Origin of the sequence: Streptomyces sp. NPDC096048 (genome assembly GCF_044763415.1) — a bacterium.
In the GTDB taxonomy this organism is placed as follows: domain Bacteria; phylum Actinomycetota; class Actinomycetes; order Streptomycetales; family Streptomycetaceae; genus Streptomyces.
In genome coordinates, this window is the sequence record NZ_JBIWGG010000001.1 from 660,529 (window position 1) to 687,316 (window position 26,788).

Annotated in this window: 28 protein-coding genes and 2 pseudogenes; 16 read left to right on the plus strand and 14 right to left on the minus strand. The window is 72.2% G+C overall.

Going from position 1 to position 26,788, the window contains the following annotated elements:
* Positions 1–31: 31 nt before the first annotated feature.
* The gene (locus ACIQ6R_RS03185; protein WP_404169935.1) at positions 32–499 is read right to left on the minus strand and encodes an ATP-binding protein; all 468 of its coding nucleotides are present in this window, start codon (positions 497–499) and stop codon (positions 32–34) included.
* A gap of 322 nt (positions 500–821) precedes the next feature.
* On the minus strand, positions 822–1,835 hold the full coding sequence (locus ACIQ6R_RS03190) for a heavy metal transporter (protein WP_404218372.1): 1,014 nt from the start codon (positions 1,833–1,835) through the stop codon (positions 822–824).
* Positions 1,836–1,919: 84 nt separating this feature from the next.
* Between ACIQ6R_RS03190 and dapE the strand changes: the two genes are divergently transcribed.
* Both dapE and ACIQ6R_RS03200 read left to right on the plus strand, forming a co-directional pair.
* Positions 1,920–2,999, plus strand: a complete 1,080-nt coding sequence (gene dapE, locus ACIQ6R_RS03195) for a succinyl-diaminopimelate desuccinylase (protein ID WP_404169941.1) — start codon at positions 1,920–1,922, stop codon at positions 2,997–2,999.
* A gap of 108 nt (positions 3,000–3,107) precedes the next feature.
* Positions 3,108–3,866 carry a TIGR00730 family Rossman fold protein gene (locus ACIQ6R_RS03200; protein WP_404169944.1) on the plus strand — a complete coding sequence of 253 codons (759 nt, stop codon included), beginning with the start codon at positions 3,108–3,110 and terminating at the stop codon, positions 3,864–3,866.
* Positions 3,867–3,981: 115 nt separating this feature from the next.
* Here ACIQ6R_RS03200 and folP read toward each other — a convergent pair whose 3' ends face one another.
* Entirely contained in the window at positions 3,982–4,842 is an 861-nt protein-coding gene (gene folP / locus ACIQ6R_RS03205) for a dihydropteroate synthase (RefSeq protein WP_404170704.1), read from the minus strand.
* A gap of 233 nt (positions 4,843–5,075) precedes the next feature.
* Between folP and ACIQ6R_RS03210 the strand changes: the two genes are divergently transcribed.
* Both ACIQ6R_RS03210 and ACIQ6R_RS03215 read left to right on the plus strand, forming a co-directional pair.
* A complete protein-coding gene (locus ACIQ6R_RS03210) occupies positions 5,076–5,435 on the plus strand; it encodes a DivIVA domain-containing protein (protein ID WP_404218374.1) in 360 nt (119 codons plus the stop codon).
* Entirely contained in the window at positions 5,432–6,052 is a 621-nt protein-coding gene (locus ACIQ6R_RS03215) for a DNA-3-methyladenine glycosylase I (RefSeq protein ID WP_404169950.1), read from the plus strand. The genes ACIQ6R_RS03210 and ACIQ6R_RS03215 overlap by 4 nt, the downstream gene beginning before the upstream one ends.
* On the opposite strand, the gene ACIQ6R_RS03220 is transcribed toward ACIQ6R_RS03215, so the two are convergent.
* The gene (locus tag ACIQ6R_RS03220; protein WP_404218376.1) at positions 6,037–6,840 is read right to left on the minus strand and encodes an enoyl-CoA hydratase/isomerase family protein; all 804 of its coding nucleotides are present in this window, start codon (positions 6,838–6,840) and stop codon (positions 6,037–6,039) included. The two genes, ACIQ6R_RS03215 and ACIQ6R_RS03220, sit on opposite strands and share 16 nt — an antisense overlap.
* A gap of 382 nt (positions 6,841–7,222) precedes the next feature.
* Here ACIQ6R_RS03220 and ACIQ6R_RS03225 point away from each other — a divergent pair, with 382 nt between their 5' ends.
* Entirely contained in the window at positions 7,223–7,390 is a 168-nt protein-coding gene (locus tag ACIQ6R_RS03225) for a DUF3117 domain-containing protein (protein ID WP_003966491.1), read from the plus strand.
* A gap of 121 nt (positions 7,391–7,511) precedes the next feature.
* Here ACIQ6R_RS03225 and ACIQ6R_RS03230 read toward each other — a convergent pair whose 3' ends face one another.
* A complete protein-coding gene (locus tag ACIQ6R_RS03230; RefSeq protein WP_404170707.1) occupies positions 7,512–8,210 on the minus strand; it encodes an O-methyltransferase in 699 nt (232 codons plus the stop codon).
* Between the two features lie 286 nt (positions 8,211–8,496).
* On the opposite strand from ACIQ6R_RS03230, the gene sigE reads away from it, so the two are divergent.
* The 5 genes from sigE (at position 8,497) to ACIQ6R_RS03255 (ending at position 13,979) form a co-directional block, all read left to right on the plus strand.
* The gene (sigE, locus tag ACIQ6R_RS03235; RefSeq protein WP_310871372.1) at positions 8,497–9,168 is read left to right on the plus strand and encodes an RNA polymerase sigma factor SigE; all 672 of its coding nucleotides are present in this window, start codon (positions 8,497–8,499) and stop codon (positions 9,166–9,168) included.
* A complete protein-coding gene (locus ACIQ6R_RS03240) occupies positions 9,165–10,157 on the plus strand; it encodes a zf-HC2 domain-containing protein (protein WP_404169956.1) in 993 nt (330 codons plus the stop codon). The genes sigE and ACIQ6R_RS03240 overlap by 4 nt, the downstream gene beginning before the upstream one ends.
* A gap of 95 nt (positions 10,158–10,252) precedes the next feature.
* Entirely contained in the window at positions 10,253–12,457 is a 2,205-nt protein-coding gene (locus ACIQ6R_RS03245; RefSeq protein ID WP_404218379.1) for a S1C family serine protease, read from the plus strand.
* Positions 12,458–12,605: 148 nt separating this feature from the next.
* The gene (locus ACIQ6R_RS03250) at positions 12,606–13,061 is read left to right on the plus strand and encodes a sec-independent translocase (RefSeq protein ID WP_404169962.1); all 456 of its coding nucleotides are present in this window, start codon (positions 12,606–12,608) and stop codon (positions 13,059–13,061) included.
* A 246-nt stretch (positions 13,062–13,307) separates the two neighbouring features.
* Positions 13,308–13,979, plus strand: coding sequence for a hypothetical protein (locus tag ACIQ6R_RS03255; RefSeq protein ID WP_404169965.1), 672 nt, complete (start codon positions 13,308–13,310; stop codon positions 13,977–13,979).
* 77 nt (positions 13,980–14,056) lie between these two features.
* Here the strand turns inward: ACIQ6R_RS03255 and ACIQ6R_RS03260 are convergent, their stop codons facing one another.
* The 3 genes from ACIQ6R_RS03260 to ACIQ6R_RS03270 are packed head-to-tail and all read right to left on the minus strand — an operon-like array spanning position 14,057 to position 17,116.
* Positions 14,057–15,190, minus strand: coding sequence for an Mrp/NBP35 family ATP-binding protein (locus ACIQ6R_RS03260; protein WP_404218381.1), 1,134 nt, complete (start codon positions 15,188–15,190; stop codon positions 14,057–14,059).
* A gap of 44 nt (positions 15,191–15,234) precedes the next feature.
* Entirely contained in the window at positions 15,235–15,834 is a 600-nt protein-coding gene (locus ACIQ6R_RS03265; protein WP_404169971.1) for a DUF1003 domain-containing protein, read from the minus strand.
* Entirely contained in the window at positions 15,824–17,116 is a 1,293-nt protein-coding gene (locus ACIQ6R_RS03270) for a magnesium transporter MgtE N-terminal domain-containing protein (protein ID WP_404169974.1), read from the minus strand. The genes ACIQ6R_RS03265 and ACIQ6R_RS03270 overlap by 11 nt, the downstream gene beginning before the upstream one ends.
* Positions 17,117–17,387: 271 nt before the next feature.
* Between ACIQ6R_RS03270 and ACIQ6R_RS03275 the strand changes: the two genes are divergently transcribed.
* Positions 17,388–18,125 carry a hypothetical protein gene (locus ACIQ6R_RS03275; protein WP_404169977.1) on the plus strand — a complete coding sequence of 246 codons (738 nt, stop codon included), beginning with the start codon at positions 17,388–17,390 and terminating at the stop codon, positions 18,123–18,125.
* 85 nt (positions 18,126–18,210) lie between these two features.
* On the opposite strand, the gene ACIQ6R_RS03280 is transcribed toward ACIQ6R_RS03275, so the two are convergent.
* Both ACIQ6R_RS03280 and ACIQ6R_RS03285 read right to left on the minus strand, forming a co-directional pair.
* A complete protein-coding gene (locus ACIQ6R_RS03280; RefSeq protein ID WP_404169980.1) occupies positions 18,211–18,723 on the minus strand; it encodes a hypothetical protein in 513 nt (170 codons plus the stop codon).
* 33 nt (positions 18,724–18,756) lie between these two features.
* The gene (locus ACIQ6R_RS03285) at positions 18,757–19,872 is read right to left on the minus strand and encodes a magnesium and cobalt transport protein CorA (RefSeq protein ID WP_404218383.1); all 1,116 of its coding nucleotides are present in this window, start codon (positions 19,870–19,872) and stop codon (positions 18,757–18,759) included.
* Positions 19,873–20,392: 520 nt separating this feature from the next.
* Here ACIQ6R_RS03285 and ACIQ6R_RS03290 point away from each other — a divergent pair.
* Positions 20,393–20,989, plus strand: a complete 597-nt coding sequence (locus tag ACIQ6R_RS03290) for a suppressor of fused domain protein (protein WP_404169986.1) — start codon at positions 20,393–20,395, stop codon at positions 20,987–20,989.
* Positions 20,990–20,995: 6 nt separating this feature from the next.
* Here the strand turns inward: ACIQ6R_RS03290 and ACIQ6R_RS03295 are convergent.
* A pseudogene (locus ACIQ6R_RS03295) lies at positions 20,996–21,364 on the minus strand (hypothetical protein); the annotation flags it as partial.
* Positions 21,365–21,467: 103 nt separating this feature from the next.
* Here ACIQ6R_RS03295 and ACIQ6R_RS03300 point away from each other — a divergent pair.
* The 3 genes from ACIQ6R_RS03300 to ACIQ6R_RS03310 all read left to right on the plus strand — a co-directional run bounded on the left by ACIQ6R_RS03300 (position 21,468) and on the right by ACIQ6R_RS03310 (position 23,785).
* The gene (locus ACIQ6R_RS03300; RefSeq protein WP_404169989.1) at positions 21,468–22,109 is read left to right on the plus strand and encodes a DUF6758 family protein; all 642 of its coding nucleotides are present in this window, start codon (positions 21,468–21,470) and stop codon (positions 22,107–22,109) included.
* 147 nt (positions 22,110–22,256) lie between these two features.
* Positions 22,257–23,114, plus strand: a complete 858-nt coding sequence (locus ACIQ6R_RS03305; protein WP_404169992.1) for a PHP domain-containing protein — start codon at positions 22,257–22,259, stop codon at positions 23,112–23,114.
* Positions 23,115–23,179: 65 nt separating this feature from the next.
* The gene (locus ACIQ6R_RS03310) at positions 23,180–23,785 is read left to right on the plus strand and encodes a MarC family protein (protein ID WP_404169995.1); all 606 of its coding nucleotides are present in this window, start codon (positions 23,180–23,182) and stop codon (positions 23,783–23,785) included.
* Positions 23,786–23,888: 103 nt separating this feature from the next.
* Here the strand turns inward: ACIQ6R_RS03310 and ACIQ6R_RS03315 are convergent, their stop codons facing one another.
* On the minus strand, positions 23,889–24,041 hold the full coding sequence (locus ACIQ6R_RS03315; protein ID WP_007444413.1) for a hypothetical protein: 153 nt from the start codon (positions 24,039–24,041) through the stop codon (positions 23,889–23,891).
* Positions 24,042–24,277: 236 nt separating this feature from the next.
* On the opposite strand from ACIQ6R_RS03315, the gene ACIQ6R_RS03320 reads away from it, so the two are divergent.
* Entirely contained in the window at positions 24,278–25,183 is a 906-nt protein-coding gene (locus tag ACIQ6R_RS03320) for an NYN domain-containing protein (protein WP_404170710.1), read from the plus strand.
* A gap of 51 nt (positions 25,184–25,234) precedes the next feature.
* Here the strand turns inward: ACIQ6R_RS03320 and ACIQ6R_RS03325 are convergent, their stop codons facing one another.
* Both ACIQ6R_RS03325 and ACIQ6R_RS03330 read right to left on the minus strand, forming a co-directional pair.
* Positions 25,235–26,134 carry an alpha/beta fold hydrolase gene (locus tag ACIQ6R_RS03325; protein ID WP_404218385.1) on the minus strand — a complete coding sequence of 300 codons (900 nt, stop codon included), beginning with the start codon at positions 26,132–26,134 and terminating at the stop codon, positions 25,235–25,237.
* 209 nt (positions 26,135–26,343) lie between these two features.
* Positions 26,344–26,788: pseudogene (locus tag ACIQ6R_RS03330) on the minus strand (ATP-dependent helicase); the annotation flags it as partial.

Genomic DNA, 26,788 nt, shown 5'->3' on the forward strand with positions numbered 1-26,788 from the left:
CCGGCGCCGTACGAGCGGGGTGCGGCCGCCGTCAGCCGAGCGGCAGCCCCTGCACCGGCAGCGAACCGGTGGCCGGCAGCGAACCGGTGGCCGGCAGCCCGCCCTTGCCCAGCGCGTCCGTCGGCAGCCCGCCCTCGGTGGCGGTACCCGCGGTGTCACCGACGATCTCCCCGGTGGAGCCCGCGGCGTCCCCGGCGGCCTTCTGCGCCACGGGGGTGGTCTTCTTGACGACCGAGCCACCGGTCTTGCCCGCGGCCGGCACGGTCTTCTTGACCGCCTTGCTGCCGGTGTCGCCCGCGGTCTCGGTGACGTTCTGGGCCGCGGCGTCCACGGTGTTGCCGACGTTCGCCCCGTCCAGGGCGGTCAGTCCCCCGAGGTTCGGGGTGGCGGGCAGTTCGGGAGCCGCGCTGGCGGAGCCGGCCGCACCGACCCCGGCGGCCGCTCCCGCAGCGACGAGCAGCGCGGCACGGGCGATCCGGCGGGTCAGGGGGAGGGACATGATGCTCCTTCGACGGAAGTCAGTGATGAGAAATCCGACCGTGCCCGGCGAGTGATCGACCGGGCTCGGACGCAGTGACTACCGCTCGAAGGCGACGAAGGTTGCGGCGGCACAAAGTAAAGAGTTAGTAATGTGTCGCATTATCAGGTGCACAGAAAAACGGGCAAAAGGGCGCCGGTCGGAAAGTCCGTCGAACCCTTACAGCCCTTGATTTTCCTGGCCTCCGGCGGCTTCAAGGGGGACGACCGGAAAATCCGCGCACCGCGTCGCCCCGACGCCGTCGCGGGTAACTCCCAGGAGTGACGAACCGTACGGGCGAGCGCTACCGCGCGGAGGTGATGCGGACGGCTCCCGCGGCCCGCTCGGCGCCGCCGGTGCTGCCCGCACCCGTCGGACGCCACTTGCTGTCGGTGTTCCCCGCGGTCCACTCCCGGCCCGCGTAGGAGACCCGTTCGATGCGCAGCGAGGAGGCGTTGGCCACCGCCCAGTGCGCCAGCTGCCAGCCACGCTGCTCCAGGCGCCCCTCGGTACCCGGGCCGGCGGCCACGGGCAGCGTCACGGTCCGCCCGTCGGAGCCGCCCGTGCCGCCTGTGCCGCCCGTCGTGCCCGTCGTGCCCGCGGTCGGTGCGGGCGACGCCGTGGGCGCCGCCGAGGCGTCGTCCACGGCCGTTCCGGCCGACTGGAGCACGTCCTGCCCGAAGTCCCGTACGAGCGCCGCGCGGACCGCGGCCGGCCCCTGGGCCCGGGCCGTGCCGGGGCGTCCCTCGCAGGTCAGCGTCGCCGCGGACCGCCCGGTCAGCGCGGCGGCGAGCAGCCGGGCGTCCGTCTCGTGCTTGGCGTAGGCATCCGGGAAGCCGCTGCGCTGCACGCGCTGGGCGGCGACGGTCAGCGGGAGGCGGGTGTAGTCGGGCACCTCGACCAGTTCGTCGTAGAACCTGGCCGCCGAGTAGGCCGGGTCCATGATCTCCTCCGGCGTTCCCCAGCCCTGGGAGGGCCGCTGCTGGAACAGGCCGAGCGAGTCGCGGTCGCCGTAGTCGATGTTGCGCAGCGTCGACTCCTGGAGCGCGGTCGCCAGCGCGATCGTCACCGCCCGCTCCGGCAGATCGCGCGCGGTGCCCACGGCGGTGATCGTCGCCGCGTTCACCGCCTGCTCCGGCGTGAACTCGTAGGTCGTCCGTCCGTCCTCGGCCGAGACGACCTCGCAGCCCGGGGCGCCCGCGCCCCCGGTGACGTACTGCACCGCGAGGTACCCGGCGACCGCGAGCAGGACCACGGAGGCCGCGCCGGAACGGACAAGGCGGCCATGGCGTTTGCGGGATGGCGACGGCTCAAGCACGCGTACAAGGTACTGGAGGGTAGGGAGTGGTGTACGCCGGGTACGGACAGTGCCCGAACGGGCAGGGGCGTTAGGGTCGGAGCCATGGCCGATACCCCGCTTGACCTCACGCTGGACGCCGCGGAGCTCACCGCGCGGCTCGTCGACTTCCCCTCCGAGAGCGGCACCGAGGAGCCGCTCGCGGACGCGATCGAGAGCGCCCTGCGCACCCTGCCGCACCTGTCGGTCGAGCGGTACGGCAACAACGTCGTGGCCCGCACGGACCTGGGCCGGACGGAGCGCGTGATCCTGGCCGGTCACATCGACACCGTCCCGATCGCCGACAACGTACCGTCCCGGCTGGACGAGGACGGCGTCCTGTGGGGCTGCGGCACCTGCGACATGAAGGCGGGCGTCGCGGTGCAGCTGCGCATCGCGGCGACCGTCCCGGCCCCCAACCGCGACCTGACCTTCGTCTTCTACGACAACGAGGAGGTCGCCGCCGACCTGAACGGCCTGGGGCACGTCGCCGAGGCGCACCCCGAGTGGCTGGAGGGCGACTTCGCGGTGCTCCTCGAACCGTCGGACGGCCAGGTGGAGGGCGGGTGCCAGGGCACGCTGCGGGTGCTGCTGCGGACGACGGGGGAACGGGCGCACTCCGCGCGCTCCTGGATGGGGTCCAACGCCATCCACGCCGCCGCCCCGATCCTCGCGCGCCTGGCGGCGTACGAGCCGCGCTACCCGGTGATCGACGGCCTGGAGTACCGCGAGGGCCTGAACGCGGTCGGCATCACGGGCGGGGTCGCGGGCAACGTCATCCCCGACGAGTGCGTGGTCACGGTCAACTTCCGCTACGCCCCGGACCGCGGCCCCGAGGAGGCCCTCGCCCACGTGCGGGAGGTCTTCGCGGACTGCGGGGTGGCGGAGTTCGTGGTCGACGACCACAGCGGCGCGGCCCTGCCGGGGCTGTCCCACCCGGCCGCGGCGGCCTTCATCGAGGCGGTGGGCGGCACCCCGCAGCCCAAGTACGGCTGGACGGACGTGTCGCGCTTCTCGGCGCTCGGCGTCCCCGCGGTCAACTACGGCCCGGGCAACCCGCACTTGGCGCACAAGCGCGACGAGCGGGTGGAAGTGGCGAAGATCCTCGCGGGGGAGGAGCGCCTGCGGTCCTGGCTGACGGCGTGATCCACACCGGGTTTACGCCGCTGTGTGACGGACATGCTCAGGTCCCTCGTACGTAACCCGCGTAGATCTACGCTGAGGTGGAAGAACCTGCGACTGGAGGGAGCGCGCATGGCTACCGGCAACCCCGAGGGCAAGAAGCGGCCACCGGAGGAACAGCGCCTGGGCCCTGTCCTCCGGCGGCGGGGTCAGGTCCAGAAGAGCACCACGGACCAGCGCCTGCTGGACGAGCGTGCCCCGACCGACTGGGTCCACACCGACCCCTGGCGCGTGCTGCGCATCCAGTCGGAGTTCATCGAGGGCTTCGGCACGCTCGCCGAACTGCCGCCCGCGATCAGCGTCTTCGGCTCCGCCCGTACGGCGGCGGACTCACCGGAGTACGAGGCGGGCGTGCGGCTGGGCCGCGGCCTGGTGGAGGCCGGCTTCGCGGTCATCACCGGCGGCGGGCCCGGCGCCATGGAGGCGGCCAACAAGGGCGCCCTGGAGGCGAAGGGCACGTCGGTCGGTCTCGGCATCGAACTGCCCTTCGAGCAGGGGCTCAACCCGTATGTCGACATCGGCCTGAACTTCCGGTACTTCTTCGTCCGCAAGATGATGTTCGTGAAGTACGCGCAGGGCTTCGTGGTCCTCCCCGGCGGCCTCGGCACCCTCGACGAGCTCTTCGAGGCCCTCACCCTGGTGCAGACCCAGAAGGTGACCCGCTTCCCCATCGTCCTGTTCGGCTCCGAGTACTGGGGCGGCCTGGTCGACTGGCTCCGCGGCACCCTGGTCGCCCAGGGCAAGGCGGCGGAGAAGGACCTCCTGCTCTTCCACGTCACGGACGAGGTGGACGAGGCGGTGGCCCTGGTCTCCAAGGAGGCGGGGCGGTAACGGCCGGTCACGGGCGGGGGCGAAGCCCTGGGCCGACCCCCGCCGACGCCCTGGTCCCCCCGCCGAGCCCCTGGGCCGACCCCCGCCGAACCCTGTGCCGACCCCCGCCGAACCCCTAGGCCAAGCCGCGCCGGGCCACCGCCGGCGCCCGGTGCCCGGCGATCGTCGCCACCATGTCCAGCACCTGCCGGGTCTCCGCCACCTCGTGCACCCGGTACACCCGCGCCCCCAGCCACGCCGACACCGCCGTCGTCGCCAGCGTCCCCAGCACCCGCTCCTTCACGGGCCGGTCCAGCGTCTCCCCGACGAAGTCCTTGTTGGACAGGGACACCAGCACCGGCCACCCCGTCTCCACCATCTCCCCGAGCCGCCGCGTCGCCTCCAGACTGTGCCGCGTGTTCTTCCCGAAGTCGTGGCCGGGGTCGATCAGCACCGACTCCCGCGGCACGCCCAGCGCCACCGCCCGCTCGGCCAGCCCCAGCGTCACCTTCAGGATGTCGGCCATGACGTCGTCGTACGTCACCCGGTGCGGCCGGGTCCGGGGCTCCGCGCCGCCGGCGTGCGTGCACACCAGCCCGACCCCGTACCGCGCGGCGACCTCCGCGAGCTTCGGGTCGACGCCGCCCCACGCGTCGTTCAGCACGTCGGCCCCCGCCTCGCACACGGCCTCGCCCACCTCGTGCCGCCAGGTGTCCACACTGATCACGACGTCCGGGAACCGCCGCCGCACCTCCGCGACGAACCCCACCGTCCGCCGCGCCTCCTCCTCGGCCGACACCTCGTCCCCCGGCCCGGCCTTCACGCCGCCGATGTCGATGATCGCGGCGCCCTCGGCCACCGCCTGCTCCACGCGCGCGAGGGCGGGCTCGTCGCGGAAGGTCGCCCCCTGGTCGTAGAAGGAGTCCGGGGTCCGGTTCACGATGGCCATGATCACCGGCTCGTGCGCCGCGAATTCACGCCTGCCCAGCCTGAGCATCCCCTGTGACATCTCCTCGTCCATACCGTTCTCACGTCCCGCTGAATCGACCTCGGGGCCCGGCCTTCGACCGCCTGCGGCCCCGACTGTCAGACTCGCATGGCACGATCGGACCCGACACAACCGACTCCGGCTCGGAACCCGGTTCCGACTCCGATCCAACCAGCCACGCGATCCGTCGAATCCTCGATCACGCGATCGCCGCGCTCGACCCGGCCATGGGGGCCTCAGCGATGGTCATGTTCCTGTTCCTCGTCGTCGCGCTGGCCGTCGTGGTCGCCGCGGTGACGCTCGCCGTGGTGAGCGGCGGCGACAGCGGGCCGTTGCCCGACGCCGCCCCCGAGCGACTGCGGGACTCACTGCCCCCGGACCGCCCGGTGGGCCGCGCGGACGTGGAGTGCCTCCGCTTCCCGCTCGCCGCCCGCGGCTACCGCATGGCGGACGTCGACGACGCCCTCGGCCGCCTCGGCGCCGAGCTGGCCGAGCGCGACGCCCGCATCGCCGACCTGGAGTCCGCGCTGTCCGGCGCCCGGGCCGCCCTCGCCCACCAGCACGTCTCCATGGAGAAGCCGGCCCAGGAGGAGCAGCAGTGAGCGCCGGGGAGGCCGTCGCGGGACCGGACGGCGTGCCGCGCTGCCCCTGGGCCCTGTCCACCGCGGACTACGTGACGTACCACGACGAGGAATGGGGCCGCCCGGTCCACGGCGACGACGCCCTGTACGAACGCCTCAGCCTGGAGGCCTTCCAGTCCGGCCTGTCCTGGATCACCATCCTGCGCCGCCGCCCCGGCTTCCGCGCCGCCTTCGCGGGCTTCGAGATCGCCAAGGTGGCGGCCTTCACCGACGAGGACCGCGAGCGCCTGCTCGCCGACGCGGGCATCATCCGCAACCGTGCCAAGATCGACGCGACCCTCGCCAACGCCCGCGTGCTGGCCGAGTGGGCCCCCGGCGAGCTGGACGAGCTGATCTGGTCGCACGCTCCGGACCCGGACGGGCGCCCCGTGCCCACGACCCTCGCCGACGTCCCGGCCGTCACACCGGAGTCCACGGCGCTGTCCAAGGCCCTGAAGAAGCAGGGACTGCGCTTCGTCGGCCCGACGACGGCGTACGCGCTGATGCAGGCGTGCGGACTGGTGGACGACCACCTGGCGGCGTGCGTGGCGCGCGAGAGCCCGTCCGGGGGCCGGTCAGCGGCTCACTTGCCCAGGTAGCGCGGCTTCTCCTTGTCGACGAAGGCCCGCACCGCGATCGCGTGGTCCTCCGAGGAACCCGCCCGGGACTGCAGCTCGTCCTCCTTGTCCAGCGTCTCGGAGAGCGAGTGCGTCAGTCCGTACGCCATCGCCTCCTTCAGCGCCGCGTAGGCCACCGTCGGTCCCTCCGCCAGCGCCCGCGCCGTCTGCTCCGCCTCGGCGCGCAGGTCGGCGGCGGGCACCACCCGGTTGGCGATGCCCAGCTCGTACGCCTCCCGGGCGCCGACGCTGCGCGGGAAGAGCAGCAGGTCGGCGGCGCGCCCGGGGCCGATGACGCGCGGCAGCGTCCAGGAGACGCCCGAGTCGGCGGTGAGCGCGACCCCGGCGAAGGACGTGTTGAAGGCCGCCGTGTCCGCGACGATCCGGTAGTCCGCCGCGAGCGCGAAGCCGAAGCCCGCCCCGGCCGCCACCCCGTTCACGGCGGCGACCACCGGCTTCTTCGCCTCGGCGAGCGCCCGCACGATCGGGTTGTAGTGCTCGCGCACCGTGCTCATGGTCTGCCCCGAGCCCGTCTCCCGGTCGGAGGCCAGCAGCCCGATGTGCTCCTTGAGGTCCTGACCGACGCAGAACGCCCGCTCCCCGGCCGCGGTCAGCAGGACCGCTCGAACGGCGTCGTCCCCCGCCCCTGAGCGCACCGCCTCCCTGAGCGCGACCTTGGTCTCGATGTTCAGCGCGTTCATCGCCTCGGGGCGGTTCAGCGTGATCGTCGCGAGCCCGTCGCTCACCTCGTAGAGCACGGTGTCGGCCATGGGTTCCCCTCCGCGTCGTCGTCGTACGTGTGGGCCGTACGAGTGGGTGGTACATGCGTGTCCGGGACACAGCATGACGGAGATCACCGGCAACGGATCGCCCGGGAGGTGTGACCTGCGTCAAAGAATTTAGGTCCGTATCCATTCGGCGGAAGTGCGTGAGGGCGCGCAGTATTGCAGTCACATCGCCGAATTGAGTGGTTTTGCTCGCGTGCGTTGCCCAAGCGATGCCGACCGATGTTGGTCATCGGGTCCTGGGATGCGGGATAATGGCTGGGAAGCAATGTGTTCGATGCCGGTGTCGCGCGTCCATGCCGGACTGCGCGTGCCCTCACGGGCCGTCGGCGGTGACGGTGAGCTGGTATCAGGAAGGGGAACGAGCATGGCGGCCATGAAGCCGCGGACGGGCGATGGCCCGCTCGAGGTGACCAAGGAGGGGCGGGGCATCGTCATGCGCGTTCCGCTCGAAGGCGGCGGTCGACTCGTCGTCGAGCTGACCCCCGACGAGGCCGACGCGCTCGGCGACGCCCTCAAGAAGGTCGTCGGCTGACGCGCGAGCGACCATACCCGTGCAATCACCCCGGTACCGCACATGGTGCCGGGGTGATTGTTTTTCTGTTTTCACGTGAGATCCCGGTTTTTCCCGTGGGACTCTCGGTTCGGTCGGTCCTTCACCGCTTGACGGCACACAGCAGCCCGTCGCCCACCGGCAGCAGCGACGGCACCAGCTCCTGGCTCTCGCGCACCGCGCGCAGGACCTCCCGCAGGCGCAGCACCTCGGTGGGCTGCGGTCCCGAGTCGATCGTCCGGCCGGCGCCGAAGACGCCCTCGAAGGCGACCAGACCTCCGGGACGCAGGAGGCGCAACGATTCAGCGAGATAGTCCAGGTACTCCAGGCGGTCGCCGTCGCAGAAGACCAGGTCGTAACCGGAGTCCGCGAGCCGGGGCAGGACGTCCAGGGCGCGGCCCGGGATGAAGCGGGCCCGGTTGCTGGCGAAGCCCGCGGCCCGGAAGGCCTGGCGCGCGAACTGCTGGTGCTCCGGCTCCGGGTCGACCGTGGTCAGTACCCCGTCCGGCCGCATGCCGTGCAGCAGATGGATCCCGGAGACGCCGCAGCCGGTGCCGATCTCCGCGACGGCCTTGGCGTCCACGGCGGCGGCGAGCAACCCCAGCGCGGAGCCCGTGCCGGGAGTCACCGAACGCAGGCCCGCGTCCCGGGCCCGGTCGCGTGCCCAGAGCAGCGCGTCGTCCTCGGCGACATAGGCGTCGGCGAACGCCCAGCTCGTCTGCCGGTTGCCGGTAATGACCCTCTCCTGTCCCCGTCGTTGCCTCGGCGTGACTGTATCCGTTGGCGTCGGGAACCCGCAGATGGGACCGGTCGTTTAAAGGGGAGAGCAAAGAGACGACCGAGCGGCGGGGCTGCGACGGGGGTGGCGAATGGACCAGGGCGTCCAGCAAGTGCTGACGCAGCCGTACGAGCCGTGCCAGCCCAGATCAAATTCTCGTAAAACCGCTTATCCGGAGCTAACGGGCGAGGTGGCTATGGTAGGGGCTCCACTGGACACCACCAGAGCCGACAGGGGAGGTGCGGCCGCACCCGCGGATCGGGGAGGAGTGCTGCGGCGCTTCCTCGGATCGGCAGGCAGGCCGAAATCCGTGAACGACACCGCTGCTGACCACAGCCACGCGAACGGTCCCACCACGGGACACGCCCAGACCGCGACCTTCTCCAGCGACGCGGACGGGCAGGCGTGGACTCCGCCCACCTGGGAGGAGATCGTCAGCACCCACAGCGGCCGGGTCTACCGCCTCGCCTACCGCCTCACCGGTAACCAGCACGACGCCGAGGACCTCACCCAGGAGGTCTTCGTCCGCGTCTTCAGGTCGCTGTCGACCTACACGCCGGGCACCTTCGAGGGCTGGCTGCACCGCATCACCACCAACCTCTTCCTGGACATGGTCCGCCGCAAGCAGCGCATCCGCTTCGACGCGCTCGGCGACGACGCGGCCGAGCGACTGCCCAGCAAGGAGCCCAACCCGCAGCAGGTCTTCCACGACGCCCACTTCGACGCGGACGTCCAGCAGGCCCTCGACACCCTCGCGCCCGAGTTCCGCGCCGCCGTGGTCCTGTGCGACATCGAAGGGCTGTCGTACGAGGAGATCGCCGCGACCCTCGGCGTCAAGCTCGGCACGGTCCGCTCCCGGATCCACCGCGGCCGTTCCCAGCTGCGCAAGGCACTCGCGCACCGGTCTCCCAAGGCGCGTGCCGAGCGTCGCTCGTTCGCGGCCCGTGTTCCCGCACTGGGAGGAGGGGGCACGAGCGCGTGAGCGGATCACGGCCGAACTCCGAGGGGCACCTCGCAGAGCAGCATCTGGGAGACCGACTCTCCGCACTGGTGGACGGAGAGCTCGGTCATGACACGCGTGAGCGTGTACTGGCGCACGTGGCCACCTGCCCGAAGTGCAAGGCGGAGGTGGACGCGCAGCGCCGGCTGAAGAACGTCTTCGCGGAAGCGGCCCCACCGGCCCCCTCCGAGAGCTTCCTGGCCCGCCTCCAGGGGCTTCCCGGGGGCGGTGACACGGACGGCGGCGGCTCGCCGCTGGGCGGCGGAGGATTCGCCGGTGGCCTCGACGGGGTCTTCGGAACGAAGCGCGGCGAGCGGTTCGAGTTCGACTACGTCCCCGCCCGGCCGCACAGCTCCGTGCTGTCGCCCTCCTCTCCGGGGAGGGGTTTCCGGATCCACGACGTGAGACGGCACGAGGCCGAGCGGTCGTCCTCGCGCGGCCTGCGGTTCGCCTGTGCCGCCGCCGGTGCGGTGTCGCTGGCCGCGATCGCGCTGGGCGGAGTCACCGTCGGCACGCCGGACACCAGTACGGAGGCCCGCGGCTCCGGGAGCGGCAGCAATGTGACGCCGACGCGCACCCAGGGCGCGGGAGCGGTCACGGGCGCCGAGAGCCAGCGCCGCCGCGGGAGTGGTCCACTGCTCGGGCAGGTCCATGGGCAGCGGGTGCTCGGTGATACCCCGGCCGCCCCCACCACGATGTCCGCGCCGCTGCTGCCCGGGCTGCCCGCCCCCGGGGGCGCCGACCCGCGGCAGCAGGCCGCGCGTGCGCTGACGACTCCGGTGACGGCCGGTGCCGCCGCCATGTCCCCGCTGATACGTCCGCTCGAAGCGCTTCCGCCGCTCGCGCTGACCCCCTGGTCGACGACCCCCGAGGTCAGGCCGCCGGGCCTGTTCGCCGCACCCGTCCCCGACCCGGTCCCGTCCCCCTACCCGGCGGCGTCCCCCGCCGCCTCCCACCGCCCCGCTCCCTGACCGGACTCTGCGCGTCGAGCCGGGAACCTGATTGAATCCTGGGTGGCGCCAGATCTCTTGGAGCCGACGATCTGCGGCCGGCTGCGGGGGAGAACATGAACGAGGGGAAGCCCACGAAAGCGAAGTGGTGGAGTCGTCCCCGCTCGTCCGAAGACGCGACCGACGGCGACTTCGAACTGGAACGCCCTCGCGCGGCCCACACCAGCGGCACCGGTGATGGCGCGGCCGACGGCGGCGACTTCGAACTGGAACGCCCGTCGGCGCCCCGCGTGGCCGACGAGGGAGACTACGAACTCGACCGGCCGGCGACCGGGACGGACGGAGACAGGGCTGCCGATCCGTACGGGGGCGCGGAGATCGATGCCGGTCTGCACGCGGGCGCGGGCGACGGTACGGGCCTTCACGCGGGCGCCGGTACCGATGAGGACCCTCGCACGGATGCGGGCGGCGGTGCCGGTCCGCAGGGGCGTGCGCGTGTCGATGCCGTCCCGCACGCGGGTGCGGGCGTTGATTCCGGCGGTGTCGACAGCGAGGGCGCTTTGGCCGTCGCGCCCGTCGGCGAGCGACCCAGGCCGCTGCACGACCCCGACCCGTACAGCACCCCGCCGTACGGCGAGCCGGGCCCCTGGGCCCCCGCTCCGCCGGTGCAGCACCCGGCGGCGACGCCGGCGCACGGCACGGTGGCGGCGGGGGCTCCCGCGTCCGGCGTGACCGAGGTGCCGTCGCAGGCTCCCCCTCCGGGGGCGATGCCCGCCCCGGCCTTCGCGGACGCGCCGCCTCCGAATGCCGTACCCGACCCGGCGTTGGCGGACGCTCCGCCTCCGGCTCCGCCGGTCCGGCACCCGGCGGTGACTCCCGTGACCGAGGTGCCGTCGCAGGCTCCGCCCCCGGGGGCGATGCCCGCCCCGGCCTTCGCGGACGCGCCGCCTCCGAATGCCGTACCCGACCCGGCGTCGGCCGATGTCCCGCCTCCCGCCCCGCCCGCGGCACCGGCGCAGGGCACGACGGCAGGCGCGGTGCCTCACCCGGCGGTGGGTTCGCCGGAGGCGCCGGTGCCCGTCGGGCCGGGCGGCGACAGCCCGGGAGACGCCGACCCCTGGGGGCGTTACGACCCCTGGGCGGCCTCGGCCGCCGCCGCGCCCCTCCAGCAGAACGGCGCGGTCGCGCCGACACGGGAGCAGCGCCGTAAGCGTGCCGGGAAGGTGATCGTCGGCGGCGCGCTGCTGATCGCCCTGGTCTCCGGCGGCATCGGCGGCGCCCTGGGCACGTACCTGGAGCGGAACGGCGGCGTGGGGACGGTGGAGCTGCCGCAGGCCGGCAAGGAAGCGACCGGGCGGGCGCCGGGCAGTGTCGCCGGGATCGCCGCCCGTGCCCTGCCCAGCGTGGTGACCCTGCACGTGAGCGGCAGCGGCGCGGCCGGCACCGGCACCGGCTTCGTACTCGACGACCGCGGCCACATCCTGACCAACAACCACGTCGTGGAGCCCGCGGGATCCGGCGGCGACATAACCGTCACCTTCAACAGCGGCGACACCGCCGAGGCCACGGTCGTCGGCCGCGACAGCGGATACGACCTCGCGGTGGTGAAGGTGAAGGGCGTCAGCGGCCTCAGCCCCCTGCCCCTCGGCAACTCGGACAACGTGCGGGTCGGCGACCCCGTCGTCGCCATCGGCGCCCCCTTCGACCTGGCCGGCACGGTCACCTCCGGCATCATCAGCGCCAAGGAGCGGCCCATCACGGCGGGCGGCGAGGAGGGCGACGGCAGCGACGTCTCGTACGTCGACGCCCTGCAGACCGACGCGCCCATCAACCCCGGCAACTCCGGCGGTCCCCTCCTGGACTCCCAGGGCCGGGCCATCGGCATCAACTCCGCCATCCGGTCCGCCGACGGCGGCGGCGCCGAGTCGGACGGCGGTCAGGCCGGCTCCATAGGGCTCGGCTTCGCCATCCCCATCAACCAGGGCAAGCGCGTGGCCGAGGAACTGATCAACACCGGCAAGGCCACCCACCCGGTCATCGGCATCACCCTCGACATGAACTACGCGGGCGACGGCGCCCGCGTCGGCGCCAAGGGCAGCGACGGCGGGCCCGCGGTCACCACGGGCGGCCCCGGTGCCGAGGCCGGCATCAAGCCGGGGGACGTGATCACCGCGGTCGACGGCCGGCGCGTCCATTCCGGCGAGGAACTCATCGTGGCGACCCGCGCCCACCGCCCCGGCGACCGCCTGGAACTGACGCTGGAGCGCGACGGCAAGGAGACGAACGTCTCACTGGTGCTCGGCTCCTCCGGCGGGGACTGAGTGACCGGGCAGGTCCCGACAAGGGGCCAGGAAGGCAAACAATTCGGAAAGCGTCCGCATACACGCACTCGGGGCTCACGGGACGGTACCGGCGGGACGGGGTCGGCGGGTACCGTGGTGGCGGCCCGGACATCCCAAGGAGCTTCAGGTGTTCAATGACATAGGCGCACTAGAGCTGGTGACGCTCGTCGTCCTCGCCGTGCTCGTCTTCGGTCCGGACAAGCTCCCCAAGGTCATCCAGGACGTGACCCGCACCATCCGGAAGATCCGGGAGTTCTCGGACAGCGCCAAGCAGGACATCCGGCAGGAGCTGGGCCCCGAGTTCAAGGACTTCGAGTTCGAGGACCTCAACCCCAAGACGTTCATCCGCAAGCAGTTGGACAACGACGAGCTGGGGCTCAAGGAGATCCGCAACGGCTTCGACCTGAAGAAGGAGATGGCCGAGGTCACCGACGCGGTCCACGGCCGTGAGTCGGAGTCGTCGTCCGGTTCCTCCTCAGGCTCCTCGGCGTCCGGCTCCACCGGCGGTCGCGTCGACATGTCCAAGAAGCCCGAGACTCCCGCTCTCGACGACCGCCCGCCCTTCGACGCGGACGCCACCTGAGTCCGTCCCACGGGCCCGCGGCACGGCACGGGAGCCGGCTCCCTCGCCATACGTGACGCGTCTCACACTCCGGACGGGGTGCGCGGGGCCTGAAGGCGACGCCCGAGCGACCCACGCGCCGGGCGATTTCCCGGCTGCCGCCAGTGGTGTGGCTATGCTGCCCGAGTTGTTGTGCGGACCGGACGAGTGCGCCCGAAGGGGGGCGGGCCGTTCCGGTCCGACGAGAGCGAGGAGGCGTCCGGGCACATGGAGACGACGAGTCAGGCGGTCGCGCAGACGCCGGGCACGGAGGATGGACAAGAGGTCCCCTCCGCTCGGCGGACGATCGACGGCTACCTGCGCGCGCCCTTCCCGTGGTACGGCCTCGACGAGGCCTTCACGGGGCGGCGCTGGCTGATGCAGGTGGGTACGGCGGCCGACGGCACCGTGGAACACGGCTCGATCGGGCACGGCGACGAACCGTCCGTGCGCAACGAGCACGTGTCCGGTGACGACCAGGACGCCAAGGAGAAGTTCGCGGTCGTCGTGACCGTCGCGGCCAACCCCGACCGGCGCAGCGCCGACGGCACGGGCCTGCTGGAGGCCACGTCGGTGTCGTCGGCGGCCTGGCTGGCCGGCGTGGGGCTGCTGTCCTTCACCTGGCCGGGCCAGATGGACCACTCGCTGCGCGACGACTGGCTGGAGCAGCAGACGGAGACCGCGTGGGTCCTCGCGGACGATCTCGGCGGGGAGGACTGGTCGACGCTGTCCCTCCCCGTGGACGGCGTGCCGACGCAGTTCCACTACCGGGAGTCCGAGTTCGGCTGGGTGCTCGCCGGCTCCACCGAGCAGGGCGTCCACCTGGGCGCCTACGGCAGGGGCATGAGCGCGTACGGACTGGCCTTCTCCGTGGTCAAGGACATCGCCGCCTACGCCTGACCGGCAGGGCCCGGACGCCCGGGCCTACGACAAGGGGCGCCGTCCCCGTGGACAGCGCCCCGGCCCCGTACGGAGCGTCAGAACTTGTTCCTCGGCGTGATTCCCAGCGACAGCCCCGAGAGGCCGCGCTGACGCCCGCCCAGCTTCCCGGCGATCGCCCGCAGGGCCGCGCCCGCCGGGGAGTCCGGGTCGGACAGGACGACGGGCTTGCCCTCGTCGCCGCCCTCGCGCAGGCGGACGTCGATCGGGATGGAGCCGAGGACCGGGACCGACGCGCCCGTGGTGCGGGTCAGGCCGTCGGCGACCGACTGGCCGCCCCCGGTGCCGAAGACGTCGACCATCTCGCCGCAGTGCGGGCAGGGCAGGCCGGACATGTTCTCGACCACGCCGACGATCTTCTGGTGGGTCTGCACGGCGATGGCGCCCGCCCGCTCCGCCACCTCGGCGGCGGCCTGCTGAGGGGTCGTCACGACCAGGATCTCGGCGTTCGGCACGAGCTGCGCGACGGAGATCGCGATGTCGCCGGTGCCGGGCGGCAGGTCGAGCAGCAGGACGTCCAGGTCGCCCCAGTACACGTCCGCCAGGAACTGCTGAAGCGCGCGGTGCAGCATCGGGCCGCGCCAGACGACCGGCGCGTTGCCCGGAGTGAACATGCCGATCGAGATGACCTTCACACCGTTGGCCGAAGGCGGCATGATCATGTTCTCGACCTGGGTGGGCCGCCCGTCGGCGCCGAGCATGCGCGGTACGGAGTGGCCGTAGATGTCGGCGTCGACGACACCGACCTTCAGGCCGTCCGCCGCCATCGACGCCGCCAGGTTCACCGTCACCGAGGACTTGCCGACGCCGCCCTTGCCGGAGGCGACCGCGTAGACCCGGGTCAGGCTGCCGGGCTTGGCGAAGGGCACCTCGCGCTCGGTCTGGCCGCCGCGCAGGGCGTTCGCCAGCTCCTTGCGCTGCTCGTCGCTCATCACGTCCAGCTCGACGTCGACGCGCGTGACACCCTCCACCCGCGACACCGCGTCCGTCACGCGCTGCGTGATGGTCTCCCGCATGGGACAGCCGGAGACCGTCAGGTACACGGCGACCGCGACCGCTCCGTCCGCGCCGATCTCCACCGATTTGACCATCCCCAGCTCGGTGATGGGCCGGTTGATCTCGGGGTCGTTCACCGTCGCCAGTGCTTCACGCACCGCGTCTTCCGTAGCCATAGGGTCGATGGTACGGCGCCGCCCACGGGGCACGGAAAGCCCCGTCACCGGTCGTGTACGTCACGCCCCGCGGACCGATCTGCCGGGAATACCCCGCGCTCGGGGTGATGGCCGTCGTGCCGCTCCTCCAGGTCCTTGATCACGTCCTGCAGCTCGGAGCGGATCCAGTCCCGGGTCGCGACCTCGCCGAGCCCGATGCGCAGGGCGGCGATCTCCCGGGTCAGGTACTCGGTGTCGGCGATCGACCGCTCGTTCTGCTTGCGGTCCTGCTCCAGGTTGACCCGGTCCCGGTCGTCCTGCCGGTTCTGCGCGAGCAGGATCAGCGGGGCCGCGTAGGAAGCCTGCAGCGACAGCATCAGGGTCAGGAAGATGAACGGGTACTCGTCGAAGCGCAGGCTGCTCGGCGCGGACACGTTCCACACCACCCACAGGATGATGACGACCGTCATCCAGACGATGAACCGCCCGGTGCCCAGGAAGCGCGCGACGCGCTCCGACAGCCGGCCGAAGGACTCCGGGTCCCACTCGGGCAGCAGCCTGCGGCGCGGCGACCGGGGCTGGTCCAGCCGGGCCCGGGTACGGGAGGCCGCCGTGGCCCCCGACGCGGCACGCTCACGGGGCGGGGTCTCGCGCTCAGGCACCATCGGCGCTCACCTCCCCCGTCGTCTCCTCCAGGTGGTACTCGGTCTCCCGCCAGTCGTCGGGCAGCATGTGGTCCAGTACGTCGTCCACGGTGACCGCGCCCAGCAGCGACCCGGAATCGTCGACGACGGGCGCCGCGACCATGTCGTACGCGGCGAAGAACCCGGCGACCACGGGCAGCGCGGCATCCGGATCCAGGGGTTGCAGGTCGTCGTCGATGATCGAGCCGACCAGCGTGTACGGCGGGTCGCGCAGCAGGCGCTGGAAATGGACCGTGCCGAGGTACTTGCCGGTCGGGGTCTCCTCGGGCGGCCGGCAGACGTAGACCTGGGCCGCGTGCGCCGGGGACAGGTCGGGGTTGCGGATGTGCGCCAGGGCGTCCGCGACGGTCGCGTCGGGCCGCAGCACGATCGGCTCGGTCGTCATCAGACCGCCCGCCGTGTGCTCCTCGTACGCCATCAGGCGGCGCATGTCGGCCGCGTCGTCGGGCTGCATCAGGCTCAGCAGCCGCTCCTTGTCCTCCTCGGGCAGCTCGCCGAGGAGGTCGGCCGCGTCGTCGGGGTCCATCGCCTCCAGGACGTCCGCGGCGCGCTCCTCCTTGAGCTTGCCGAGGATCTCGATCTGGTCGTCCTCCGGCAGCTCCTCCAGTACGTCGGCCAGGCGGTCGTCGTCGAGGGCGGCGGCGACCTCGGCGCGGCGCTTGGCGGACAGGTGGTGCAGGACGTTGGCGAGGTCGGCGGGGCGCAGCTGCTCGAAGGTGGCGAGGAGGTTCTCGGCGCCCTGCCCCTGCTCCTCCACGGAGAAGCCGGTGACGCCGGACCACTCGACGGTCAGCGTCTCGCCCTTGTTGCGCCGGAAGGCGCCGCTCTTCTTGCCCTTGCGGACGAAGACCTTGTCGATCTCCCAGTCCCGGCGGGCGGGCAACTGCTGCACCGACAGGTCCAGGACGGTGACCTCCTCACCCGTCTCCGTGAGGGTGACCCGCCGGTCGAGCAGCTCGCCGAAGACGAGGCGCTCGGTGGGCCGCTGCTCGAAGCGCCGGACGTTGACCACGCCGGTGGTGATGACCTGGCCGGACTCGATGCCGGTGACCCGGGTCATGGGCAGGAAGATGCGGCGGCGGGTGGTGAGTTCGACGACCAGGCCGAGCACCCGCGGGGGTTTGCGGGCGACGCGGAGCATGACGACCAGATCGCGCACGCGCCCCACCTGGTCGCCGGCCGGGTCGAAGACGGCGATGCCGGAGAGATGGGAGACGAAGATCCGGGGGGCGCCCGCTGCCATGGCCGCGGCTCCTTTTCTCAAGCTTCGTGGGCGTGCGTCGGAGCGTGTGTGAGAGCTGATTCGTGCCTTGTCCCTTTTCCGAATTGCCCGCTCGGACGGGCTTCAGGCTAGCCCGTCCCGAACGGCTCCGCTCTGGTGGCCGGTCCGGACGGACTGGCTCCGTTCGCCGTTCACGGCCCCGGTACGCTGCGGTACGCCGCCAGGGCCTGTCCGGAGCCGGTCAGCTCCTTGCCAGCCCTTGCCCGCCCATGTCAGAAAGGCAGCCCCATCTGTGTCTGCGACTCCCCGGCGCCGAATCCGCAGGGCCGCTCTGTGGGGCGCGGTGTGCGCCCTGGCGGTGACGGGAGCGGGGCTGACGGGATGCAGTAGTGAGGACCCGGACGCGGGCACCAACGGCGTCGGGAAGCTCTCCGCCGACAAGATCCAGGCCAAGGCCCGCACGGCCGCCGAGTCCGCCGAGGCGGTACGCCTGCACGGGACCGTGGAGGCCGGCGGGAACACGTACACCCTGGACATGCGGCTGAAGCCCGACGGGGGGACCGGGTCGGTCGCCGCCGAGGGGACGACGTTCGGGCTGCTGCGCGTCGGCGAGCAGCTCTTCCTCAAGGCCGACGCCGGGTTCTGGAGCCACGACGGCGGGGACGCCGCGGCCGCCGAGAAGCTGGCCGGCAAGTACGTGAAGGTGCCGCAGAGCGATCCCGTGTACAAGAAGTTCAGCGGCTTCACGGACAAGGACGTCCTCATCGGTGGCCTGCTGACCCTGCACGGCACGGTGGAGACGGACGGCCGCCACGAGCAGGCGGGCGTGCGCACCATCCGGATCACCGGCGACAAGGGCGCCGGCGGTTCGCTGGACGTCTCCCTGGAGGGCACGCCGTACCCGCTGCGCCTGGTGCGGGCGGGCAGCGCGGGCACGCTCAGCCTCTCGGACTGGAACAAGGACTTCCCGCTGGAGGAGCCGGCGCCGGACGACACGCTGGACTACGGCAAGCAGCTGCCGACCTCCTAGGACGTCGGCAAGCAGCCGCCGACCTCCTAAGGCGTCGGCAAGCAGCCGCCGACCTCCCGGGACGCCGCCGGCGTTCCGGTACGGGCTAACGCTTCTTCCGCCGCTTCAGCAGCAGGCGCGGCAGCCCCGCCGGGGCCGGCTCGCGGGTCGTCGCCGGGCTGGGGAGCGGTGCCTCGGCCAGCGAACCGTCGGGCAGTGGCGCCGTCGCCCCGGTCGGCTCCAGGCGCAGCACCCGGCACTCGCGGGCCCAGCGGTCGGTCATCGCCTCGCCGTCCGGGGCGTTCAGGCGCTTGCCCTTGAGATCGGCGACCGCCGCCCGCCAGGCCTCGGAGCCGGCCGGCAGCTCCACGACCCGTGCCGTCCAGGAGACCAGCCGGCCCCCCTTGTCCTTGCTGCGCACGGTCACCTCGGCCGAGGTCCCGTCGGTCAGCCCCGGCAGCGGCTGCTCGCCGGGGCCGTCGCCGATGACGCAGGCCGCGCCCTCGTGCCAGACATGCCACAGCGCGCGGGCGGGCGCCCCGGCCCCCTCGACCCAGATGAGGCCGGACTTCTTCGTGGCCTCCTCGACGAGGGCCTGGTCGAGCAGCTCGCTTGTCATGCGGTCAGCCTAGCGATGCCGGTCCGGCCCCCGTCAGAGCCAGCCGTTGCGCTTGAGCGTGCGGTGGATGCCCAGACAGATGCCGACCGTGATCGACAGCACCAGCGGGTAGCCGAACTTCCAGTGCGTCTCCGGCATGTAGTCGAAGTTCATGCCGTACACCCCGCACACCATGGTCGGCACCGCGATGATCGCCGCCCACGAGGTGATCTTGCGCATGTCCTCGTTCTGCGCGACGGACGCCTGGGCGAGGTTGGCCTGGAGGATGGAGTTCAGCAGCTCGTCGAAGCCGATGACCTGCTCCTGCACCCTCGCCACGTGGTCGGCGACGTCCCGGAAGTACTTCTGGATCTCCGGGTCGATCAGGCGCATCGGCCGCTCGCTGAGCAGCAGCATGGGGCGCAGCAGCGGAGCGACCGCCCGCTTGAACTCCAGTACCTCGCGCTTGAGTTGGTAGATCCGGCCGGCGTCCGTACCGCGCGGCGTGCCCTTGCGTCCCGGCGAGAACACCTCCGTCTCGACCTCGTCGATGTCGTCCTGCACCGCGTCGGCGACCGCGATGTAGCCGTCGACGACGTGGTCGGCGATGGCGTGCAGCACCGCCGAGGGGCCCTTGAGCAGCAGCTCGGGGTCCGCCTGCAGCCGGTGCCGCAGCGCGCGCAGCGAGCCCTGCCCGCCGTGCCGGACGGTGATGAAGAAGTCCCGGCCGGTGAAGCACATGACCTCGCCGGTCTCGACGACCTCGCTGTTGGCGGTGAGCTCGTCGTGGTCGACGTAGTGGACGGTCTTGAAGACCGTGAACAGGGAGTCGTCGTAGCGCTCCAGCTTGGGCCGCTGGTGGGCCTGGACGGCGTCCTCCACGGCCAGCGGGTGCAGTCCGAACTCCCGGGCGATGCCGGCGAACTCGTCCTCGGTGGGCTCGTGCAGGCCGATCCACACGAACCCGCCGTCGCGGCGCACCTGGCGCATCGCCTGGTGCGGGCTCAGCGGCGCGTCCGTCTCGACGCGCGCGCCGTCGCGGTAGACGGCGCAGTCGACGACGGCGGACGTGGTCGCCGGGTCGCGGGTGGTGTCGTAGGTGCCGCTGTCCTTGCGCAGAGAGACGCGGGACGGGCGGACCGCGGCGCGCAGGTCACGGATCATCGACATGGCAGGCTCCTTCGCGACGGGCAGCGAACGAGGCCGGTGACGGGTGGAACCACCCGGAATGAGGACGTCCTGACTACGTGCGTTCGGCACGTCCACAAAGCGGGGAGCACCGCACCGTCGCGGTGGCCGACTTCGCTGCTGATTCAGCTGGTGATTCAGCTGCTGACCCGGATCGATGGACCGGATCAGGCAAAACGAGACGAAGTGCTCTTCCCTGTGAAGGCGCGCGGGCGAAAAGCGACGGCAGAGAGAACCGGAGCAGCTGTGTCAGCGGCCGGAAGAGCGGGTGGTACTGCACGGTCGACTTCGGTCCATGCCAGCCCCACCTCCTCCGGCCGGTCCCTCGTGAGGGACGATCGATTCCCTCGTTTGGAGGGGTTCCCCGTAGGGGAGTCTTCATAGCGTCGGGGGCTTGATCGCGACGCGTTGCGTGCTGCCCCGACGGCTGGGCCAGAGTACCAGTCACCCGGTGTGTCAAGGCGCCGCTTTGCCGCTTCCCTGCGAGTTCTATGCTCGCCGCATGGCTGATGTTCTTCCTCTGGTCGAAGCCCGGTTGGGCAGCGCGCTGGGTGAGCCGGACGCGCGCGCCGCGGTCACCTTCCTCGGCACGGACCGCATCGAGGTGCTGCGCTTTCCCGGTGGTGGCCCGGAGGGCGACATCGTCCGCTACGCCACTCTCGGTATGTCGGCGCAGCCCATGGCGGACCCCACGGCCGTGCTCGCCGACCCGGTCAAGGGCCCCCGTGCCGAGCTGGTCCTCTCCGTCCGAGCCGGTCTCGCGGACACCGACAAGGTGCTCCGACCGCTCGCCGTGCTGGCCGCGTCCCCGCAGGTCGAGGGCGTGATCGTGGCGCCCGGCGCCTCCCTGGACGTCGGCGGGCCGCTGTGGCCCGGGGCGCCGTTCACGTCGGTCCTGGTCGCCGAGCCGGGCGGCCTGGTCGAGGATCTGGAGCTGGACGCGCCACTGGATCCCGTGCGGTTTCTGCCGCTGCTGCCGATGACCGCCAACGAGGCCGCCTGGAAGCGCGTGCACGGCGCGCAGGCTCTCCAGGAACGCTGGCTGACGCACGGGACCGACCTGCGCGATCCGTCCCGCAGGTCCGTCCCGCTGGAGTGACGGAACTCACCGAACGCGGTTGGCCGTTCGACGGCTGACTCGCCTGTCGGCTCGTCGTCCGGCGAAGACCGTGACCCCGTCCTCCGTCGCGTGCTTCGGCTCCAGCTCCTCCGCGTCGTGGGTGGGCGCGCGGCGTCGTAGGAGGACCACGGCCGCGCCCAGCAGGACGGTGATCGCCGCCACGACGAAGGGGATGTGGATGCCGGTCCACTCCTCGATCTTCGGCGCGAAGAAGGGGGCGGCCGACGCCGCGAACCAGCGCACGAAGTCGCAGCCCGCGCTCGCCGCCGGACGCGGCGCGTCCGACACCCCGAGGGTCAGCTCGGTGGAGACGGTGTTGTTCACGCCGATGAAGGCGCCGGACAGGATCGTGCAGCGGGAGTACGAGGTGAACAGGAGGGAGGCCTGGTCGGCGCTCGCCGCCCGGATGGGTGATCGTCCTTGACGTGAGGGAGTGGGGGTAGGACCGTGGGACTCTATGAGGGGCGAACCCAGTTGCCCGAAGTGTGGTGGCCGGGTCAGGGCTCCCGGTCTCTTCGCCGATTCCTGGCAGTGCGACCTGCACGGCAGCGTGCAGCCGCTGCAGCCCGTGCTTCCGCCCAGCGTCGAGGCGCTCGGCGTCGTGGTGCACCGCACGCAGGTGCCGGTGTGGATGCCGTGGCCGCTGCCGGTCGGCTGGCTGTTCACCGGCGTGGCCTGCGCGGGCGACGACCGCAGCGGCGGCCGGGCGACCGCCGTGGCCTGCTCCGGTCCCGGCCCCGTCGGCGGCCTCGGTGAGCTGATCCTGGTCGCCGAGGAACTCGGCGTCGGTCTCGGCGCGCGGTACGCCGGCATCGACGCACCGGACCCGGGCCCGTACATGAACGTCGAGAAGCCGCCCCAGGCGAAGGTCCTGGCCGCCGGCCGCCCGACCCCCCTCTGGCATGTCTCCGGCGCCCCCGCCGACCGCGCCGTCTTCGCCGGTGAGGCCCTCGGGATGTGGCTGTGGGCCGTCGTGTGGCCCGAGCGTTCGGGGCTGCTCATGTACGAGGAGCTGGTGCTGACCGACCTGAGGGACGCGGGCGCCGAGGTGGACCTGGTGCCGTGCGGGGCGCTGTCGCCGCGGTTGATCCAGCCGTAGGCGCAGGGCGCCGTGGGTGGAGCCGGTGATGGGCGCCGGTGGTCGGCGTAGGGGGCGCAGGGCCACTGCGGGTGTGACAGTGGCGGGTGGAATTCCGGTTATCCTTGAGCGTCCCCTTCCGTCCCGTCACCGCTTGGAGTCAGCGTCGTGCGCATCGATCTGCACACCCACTCCACCGCGTCCGACGGCACGGACACCCCGGCCCAGCTGGTGCGCAAGGCCGCCGCGACCGGGCTGGACGTCATCGCGCTGACCGACCACGACACCACCCGCGGTCACGCCGAGGCCGCCGCCGCGCTGCCCGAGGGGCTCACGCTGGTCACCGGCGCCGAGCTCTCCTGCCGTGCCGACGGGGTCAGCATGCACATGCTGGCCTACCTCTTCGACCCCGAGGAGCCGGCCCTGCTCGCCGAGCGCGAGCTGGTCCGGGACGACCGGGTGCCGCGGGCCAAGGGCATGGTCGCCAAGCTCAACGCGCTGGGCGTGCCCGTCACCTGGGAGCAGGTCGCGCGCATCGCCGGCGACGGTTCGGTCGGGCGGCCGCACGTGGCCACTGCCCTCGTCGAACTCGGCGTCGTGCCGACCGTGGGCGACGCCTTCACCCAGGACTGGCTGGCCGACGGCGGCCGGGCCTTCGTGGAGAAGCACGAGACGGACCCCTTCGAGGCGCTCCGCCTGATCAAGGGCGCGGGCGGGGTCGCCGTGTTCGCGCACCCGGCCGCCGCCAAGCGGGGCCGTACGGTGCCGGAGGCCACGATCGCGGAGCTGGCCGCCGCCGGTCTCGACGGCATCGAGGTCGACCACATGGACCACGACGCGGACACGCGGACGCGGCTGCGCGGGACGGCGAGGGAACTGGGGCTCCTGGTGACCGGCTCCAGCGACTACCACGGCAGCCGGAAGACCTGCGTGCTCGGCGAGTACACGACGGACCCCGAGGTGTACGGGGAGATCACGCGGCGGGCTTTCGGGGCGTTCCCCGTGCCCGGGGCCGGCGGGGTCTGAGCGGGGTCTGAACCTCCCTTCCGCACGCCCACCCTTCCCTCTCCCGCAAGGCCAGTAGCTCACCCATGTTCGACGTCGCCGTCTTCGGCTCCCTCTTCCTGACCCTTTTCGTCATCATGGATCCCCCCGGGATCACCCCGATCTTCCTCGCGCTGACCTCCGGCCGGCCCGCCAAGGTGCAGAGGCGGATGGCCTTCCAGGCCGTCTGCGTCGCCGGTGGCGTGATCACGGTGTTCGGTCTGCTCGGGCACCGGATCCTGGACTACCTGCACGTGTCCGTGCCCGCGCTGATGATCGCGGGCGGGCTGCTGCTCCTGCTGATCGCGCTCGACCTGCTCACCGGCAAGACCGACGAGCCGAAGCAGACCAAGGACGTCAACGTCGCGCTCGTACCGCTGGGCATGCCGCTGCTCGCCGGTCCCGGAGCGATCGTCTCGGTCATCCTGGCCGTGCAGAAGGCGGACGGCGTGACCGGCCAGGTCTCGGTGTGGGCGGCGATCCTCGCGATCCACGTGGTGCTGTGGCTGGTGATGCGGTACTCGCTGCTGATCATCCGGGTCATCAAGGACGGCGGCGTGGTCCTGGTGACCCGCCTCGCCGGCATGATGCTCTCCGCGATCGCCGTGCAGCAGATCATCAACGGCGTCACGCAGGTGATCCAGGGCGCGTGAGCGAGCGGCGGACCGGGCGGAGGGCCCGGCCGCGGGCATGTGGCATGCACAGGGCCCCGCACGGAGTTCCGTGCGGGGCCCTGGACGTGTGTGCGGGTCCGCGCTACAAGGCCGAGGTGTCGGCGGGGCGGATCCACAGGCGCTGCCCGATGGCGGCGGCCTGCTGAACGATGCGATTCACGGAGGCGGCGTCCACGACGGTCGTGTCCACGGGGGTTCCGTCGACGTCGTCGAGTCGCATGACTTCAAAGCGCATGGCCTCTCCCTTGTTCTGGTCATCCTCCTGAGGAGAACTACTGGTGTGGCTCCTGGGTCGTCGGTGCCCGGGCTTACGTGAGTCATCAACGGGCTGCGTGGTACAAACATTCCCTACGCTAAGGAAATTTTTCGAACTGCTAATTACTGACCGGTAAGTCGCTTGCTTCGGCGCGTCAGGTGTCCGGTACAAGACTGACCGGGACCGGTTGTGTTCGCAGCGTGACCGCCGGGACAATGGAGGCGATGAACGACGACCTCGCGTCCCTGAACGCCCGCATCGATCGCACCAACGAGCTGCTGCTGCGCATGCTCGCCGAGGTGGCCAAGACGCCCTCGACCCACGCGATCTTCGTCGACGCCGGGTACCTCTACGCGGCGGCGGGACGCCTGGTGGCCGGGACCGAGGACCGCCGGGCCTTCGACCTGGACGCCGAGGGACTGATCGAGGCGTTCATCGACACGGCACGCACCATCTTCGCGGACAGCCGCCTGCTGCGGGTGTACTGGTACGACGGCGCCCGGCGCCGCATCCACACCGCCGAGCAGCAGTCCATCGCCGAGCTGCCCGACGTGAAGGTCCGCCTGGGCAATCTCAACGCCAACAACCAGCAGAAGGGCGTCGACTCACTCATCCGCTCCGACCTGGAGTCCCTCGCCCGGCACCGCGCCATCAGCGACGCGGCCCTGCTCGGCGGCGACGAGGACCTGGTCTCGGCGGTCGAGGCCGCCCAGGGGTACGGCGCCCGCGTCCACCTGTGGGGCATCGAGGCGCCCGAAGGCCGCAACCAGGCCGACCCGCTGCTCTGGGAGGTCGACAGCCAGCGCACCTTCGACCTGGACTTCTTCAAGCCGTACGTCTCCCGGCGCACGGCCCACGCCTTCGACGCGGCGGGCGTGGCCCGCCCGGCCCGCGAGGACGTCCGCTTCGTGGGCGCGCAGATCGCGGCGAAGTGGCTCGCGGCACGCGGCCGCGAGTCTCTGGTGGAACTGCTCCCCGGCCACCCCTACCTCCCCGGCTCGGTGGACCAGGACCTGCTGGTGGAGGCCGAGGGACTGCTCCAGTACTCCCTCCGCGGCCAGGCCGACCTGCGCAGGGCGCTGCGGGACGGCTTCTGGGAGCACTTGCAGGCGCAGTACTGAGCGTGCGGTAGCGAGCGCTCGGTATCGAGAGCGCGCGGTGTCGCGAGCGCGTTACTGGTGGGGGGCCGGCCGCGGCCGGGTGGGGACGCCGTCCCAGAAGTCGGCGAGGGCGCGTGCGGTGGCCTCGGGCCGGTCGGTGTTGGGGGAGTGCTCGGCACCGGCGATCACGGTCCGGCGCGCGTCCAGCCGTACGGCCATCTCGTCCAGGAGGGGCACGGGCCAGGTGTCGTCGTAGGCGCCCGACAGCACGTGGAACGGCAGCGGCACGGCGGCGAGCTCGCCGACGCGGTCCGGCTCCGTGCACAGTTGCCGCCCCGTGGCGAGGAGCTGAGCGGGCCTGGTGCCCAGCCAGCGGCCGCGCAGCCGTTCCGGTTCCCCCGGTCCGTGCGCGGGTGCCGGGGCGCCGACCTCCTCGGGCGGCCCCATCGCCTGGATCACGTCCCAGACCTCGGCCATCGTCATGGTGTCGAGCGCGTCCCGAAGGAGCTTCACGCGCTGCTGCTGGGAGACGGAGATCCGCGCCGGGCCCGAGGACATCAGCGTGAGTGAGACGAAGGGGGTGTGGTCGAGCAGCACGGCGGCCCGTGCGATCTGACCGCCGAGGGAGTGCCCGAGGAGATGCGTACGCGTCCCGAGAGCGGCGACCTGCGCGAGTACGTCCCGGGCCAGCTCGGCCTGCGCGTAGCCCGCTTGGTCGTGCTCGGGCCCGTCGGACTCGTACTGGCCCCGCCCGTCCACGGCGACCGTACGGTACCCGCGCGCCCCGAGCGGCTCGTGCAGCAGCGTGAAGTCCTCCTTGCTCCCCGTGAACCCGGGCAGCATCAGCACCGTCCCCTTCGCCTCGACCCCGTCGGCCACGGGCGAGTCGACGACGGCGAACTCACCACGCGCGGTACGCAGCCGGTACGCGCGGGCGTCGGAGGGCGGGGTGAAGGCGGCGTTACTGCTCACGGGCAGAGGCTATCGGGCGGCGGGGGTCGGAGAGGGGCGGCCGGCCCCACGGCCTCACCCCGCCGTACGCCCGCAGCCGACCACGCGGATTCGTGGCGGGGTGTGAGGTGTCGGGGCGGCGGACGGGCGGAGCCGTGGAGTGGGAACGCCGTCGGCCCGGCCCCGCGTGGATGGCGGGACCGGGCCGACGTTCGGGTGAGCGGCGTTGATCAGCTTTCGCTGGACTCCGCGGATCGCGTGGCGGCCGTGGCCGCCTTGCGGGTGCGGCGAGCCTTCGGCTTCGCCTCGGCCGTGTCGGTGGCCTCGGCGGGCGCCTCGACGGCAGCCGCCTTACGGGTCCGACGGCGCGGTGCCGCCTCCGGCTCCTGCGAGGCCTGGGCCGGGATCTCGGCGGCGGTCTCGGTGGCCGTGACGGTGTCGGCGGCCTTGCGGGTGCGGCGGCGCGGCTTGGTCTCCGTGCCTTCGGCGGTGTCGACGGCGGCTTCCGCCTTGGCGGCGGCCGTCTTCCGGGTGCGCCGGGGCTTGGCCTCTGCGGCTTCCGGCTCCTGTGCGGCCGTTTCGGTGGCCGTGACGGTGTCGGCGGCCTTGCGGGTGCGGCGGCGCGGCTTGGTCTCCGTGCCTTCGGCGGTGTCGACGGCGGCTTCCGCCTTGGCG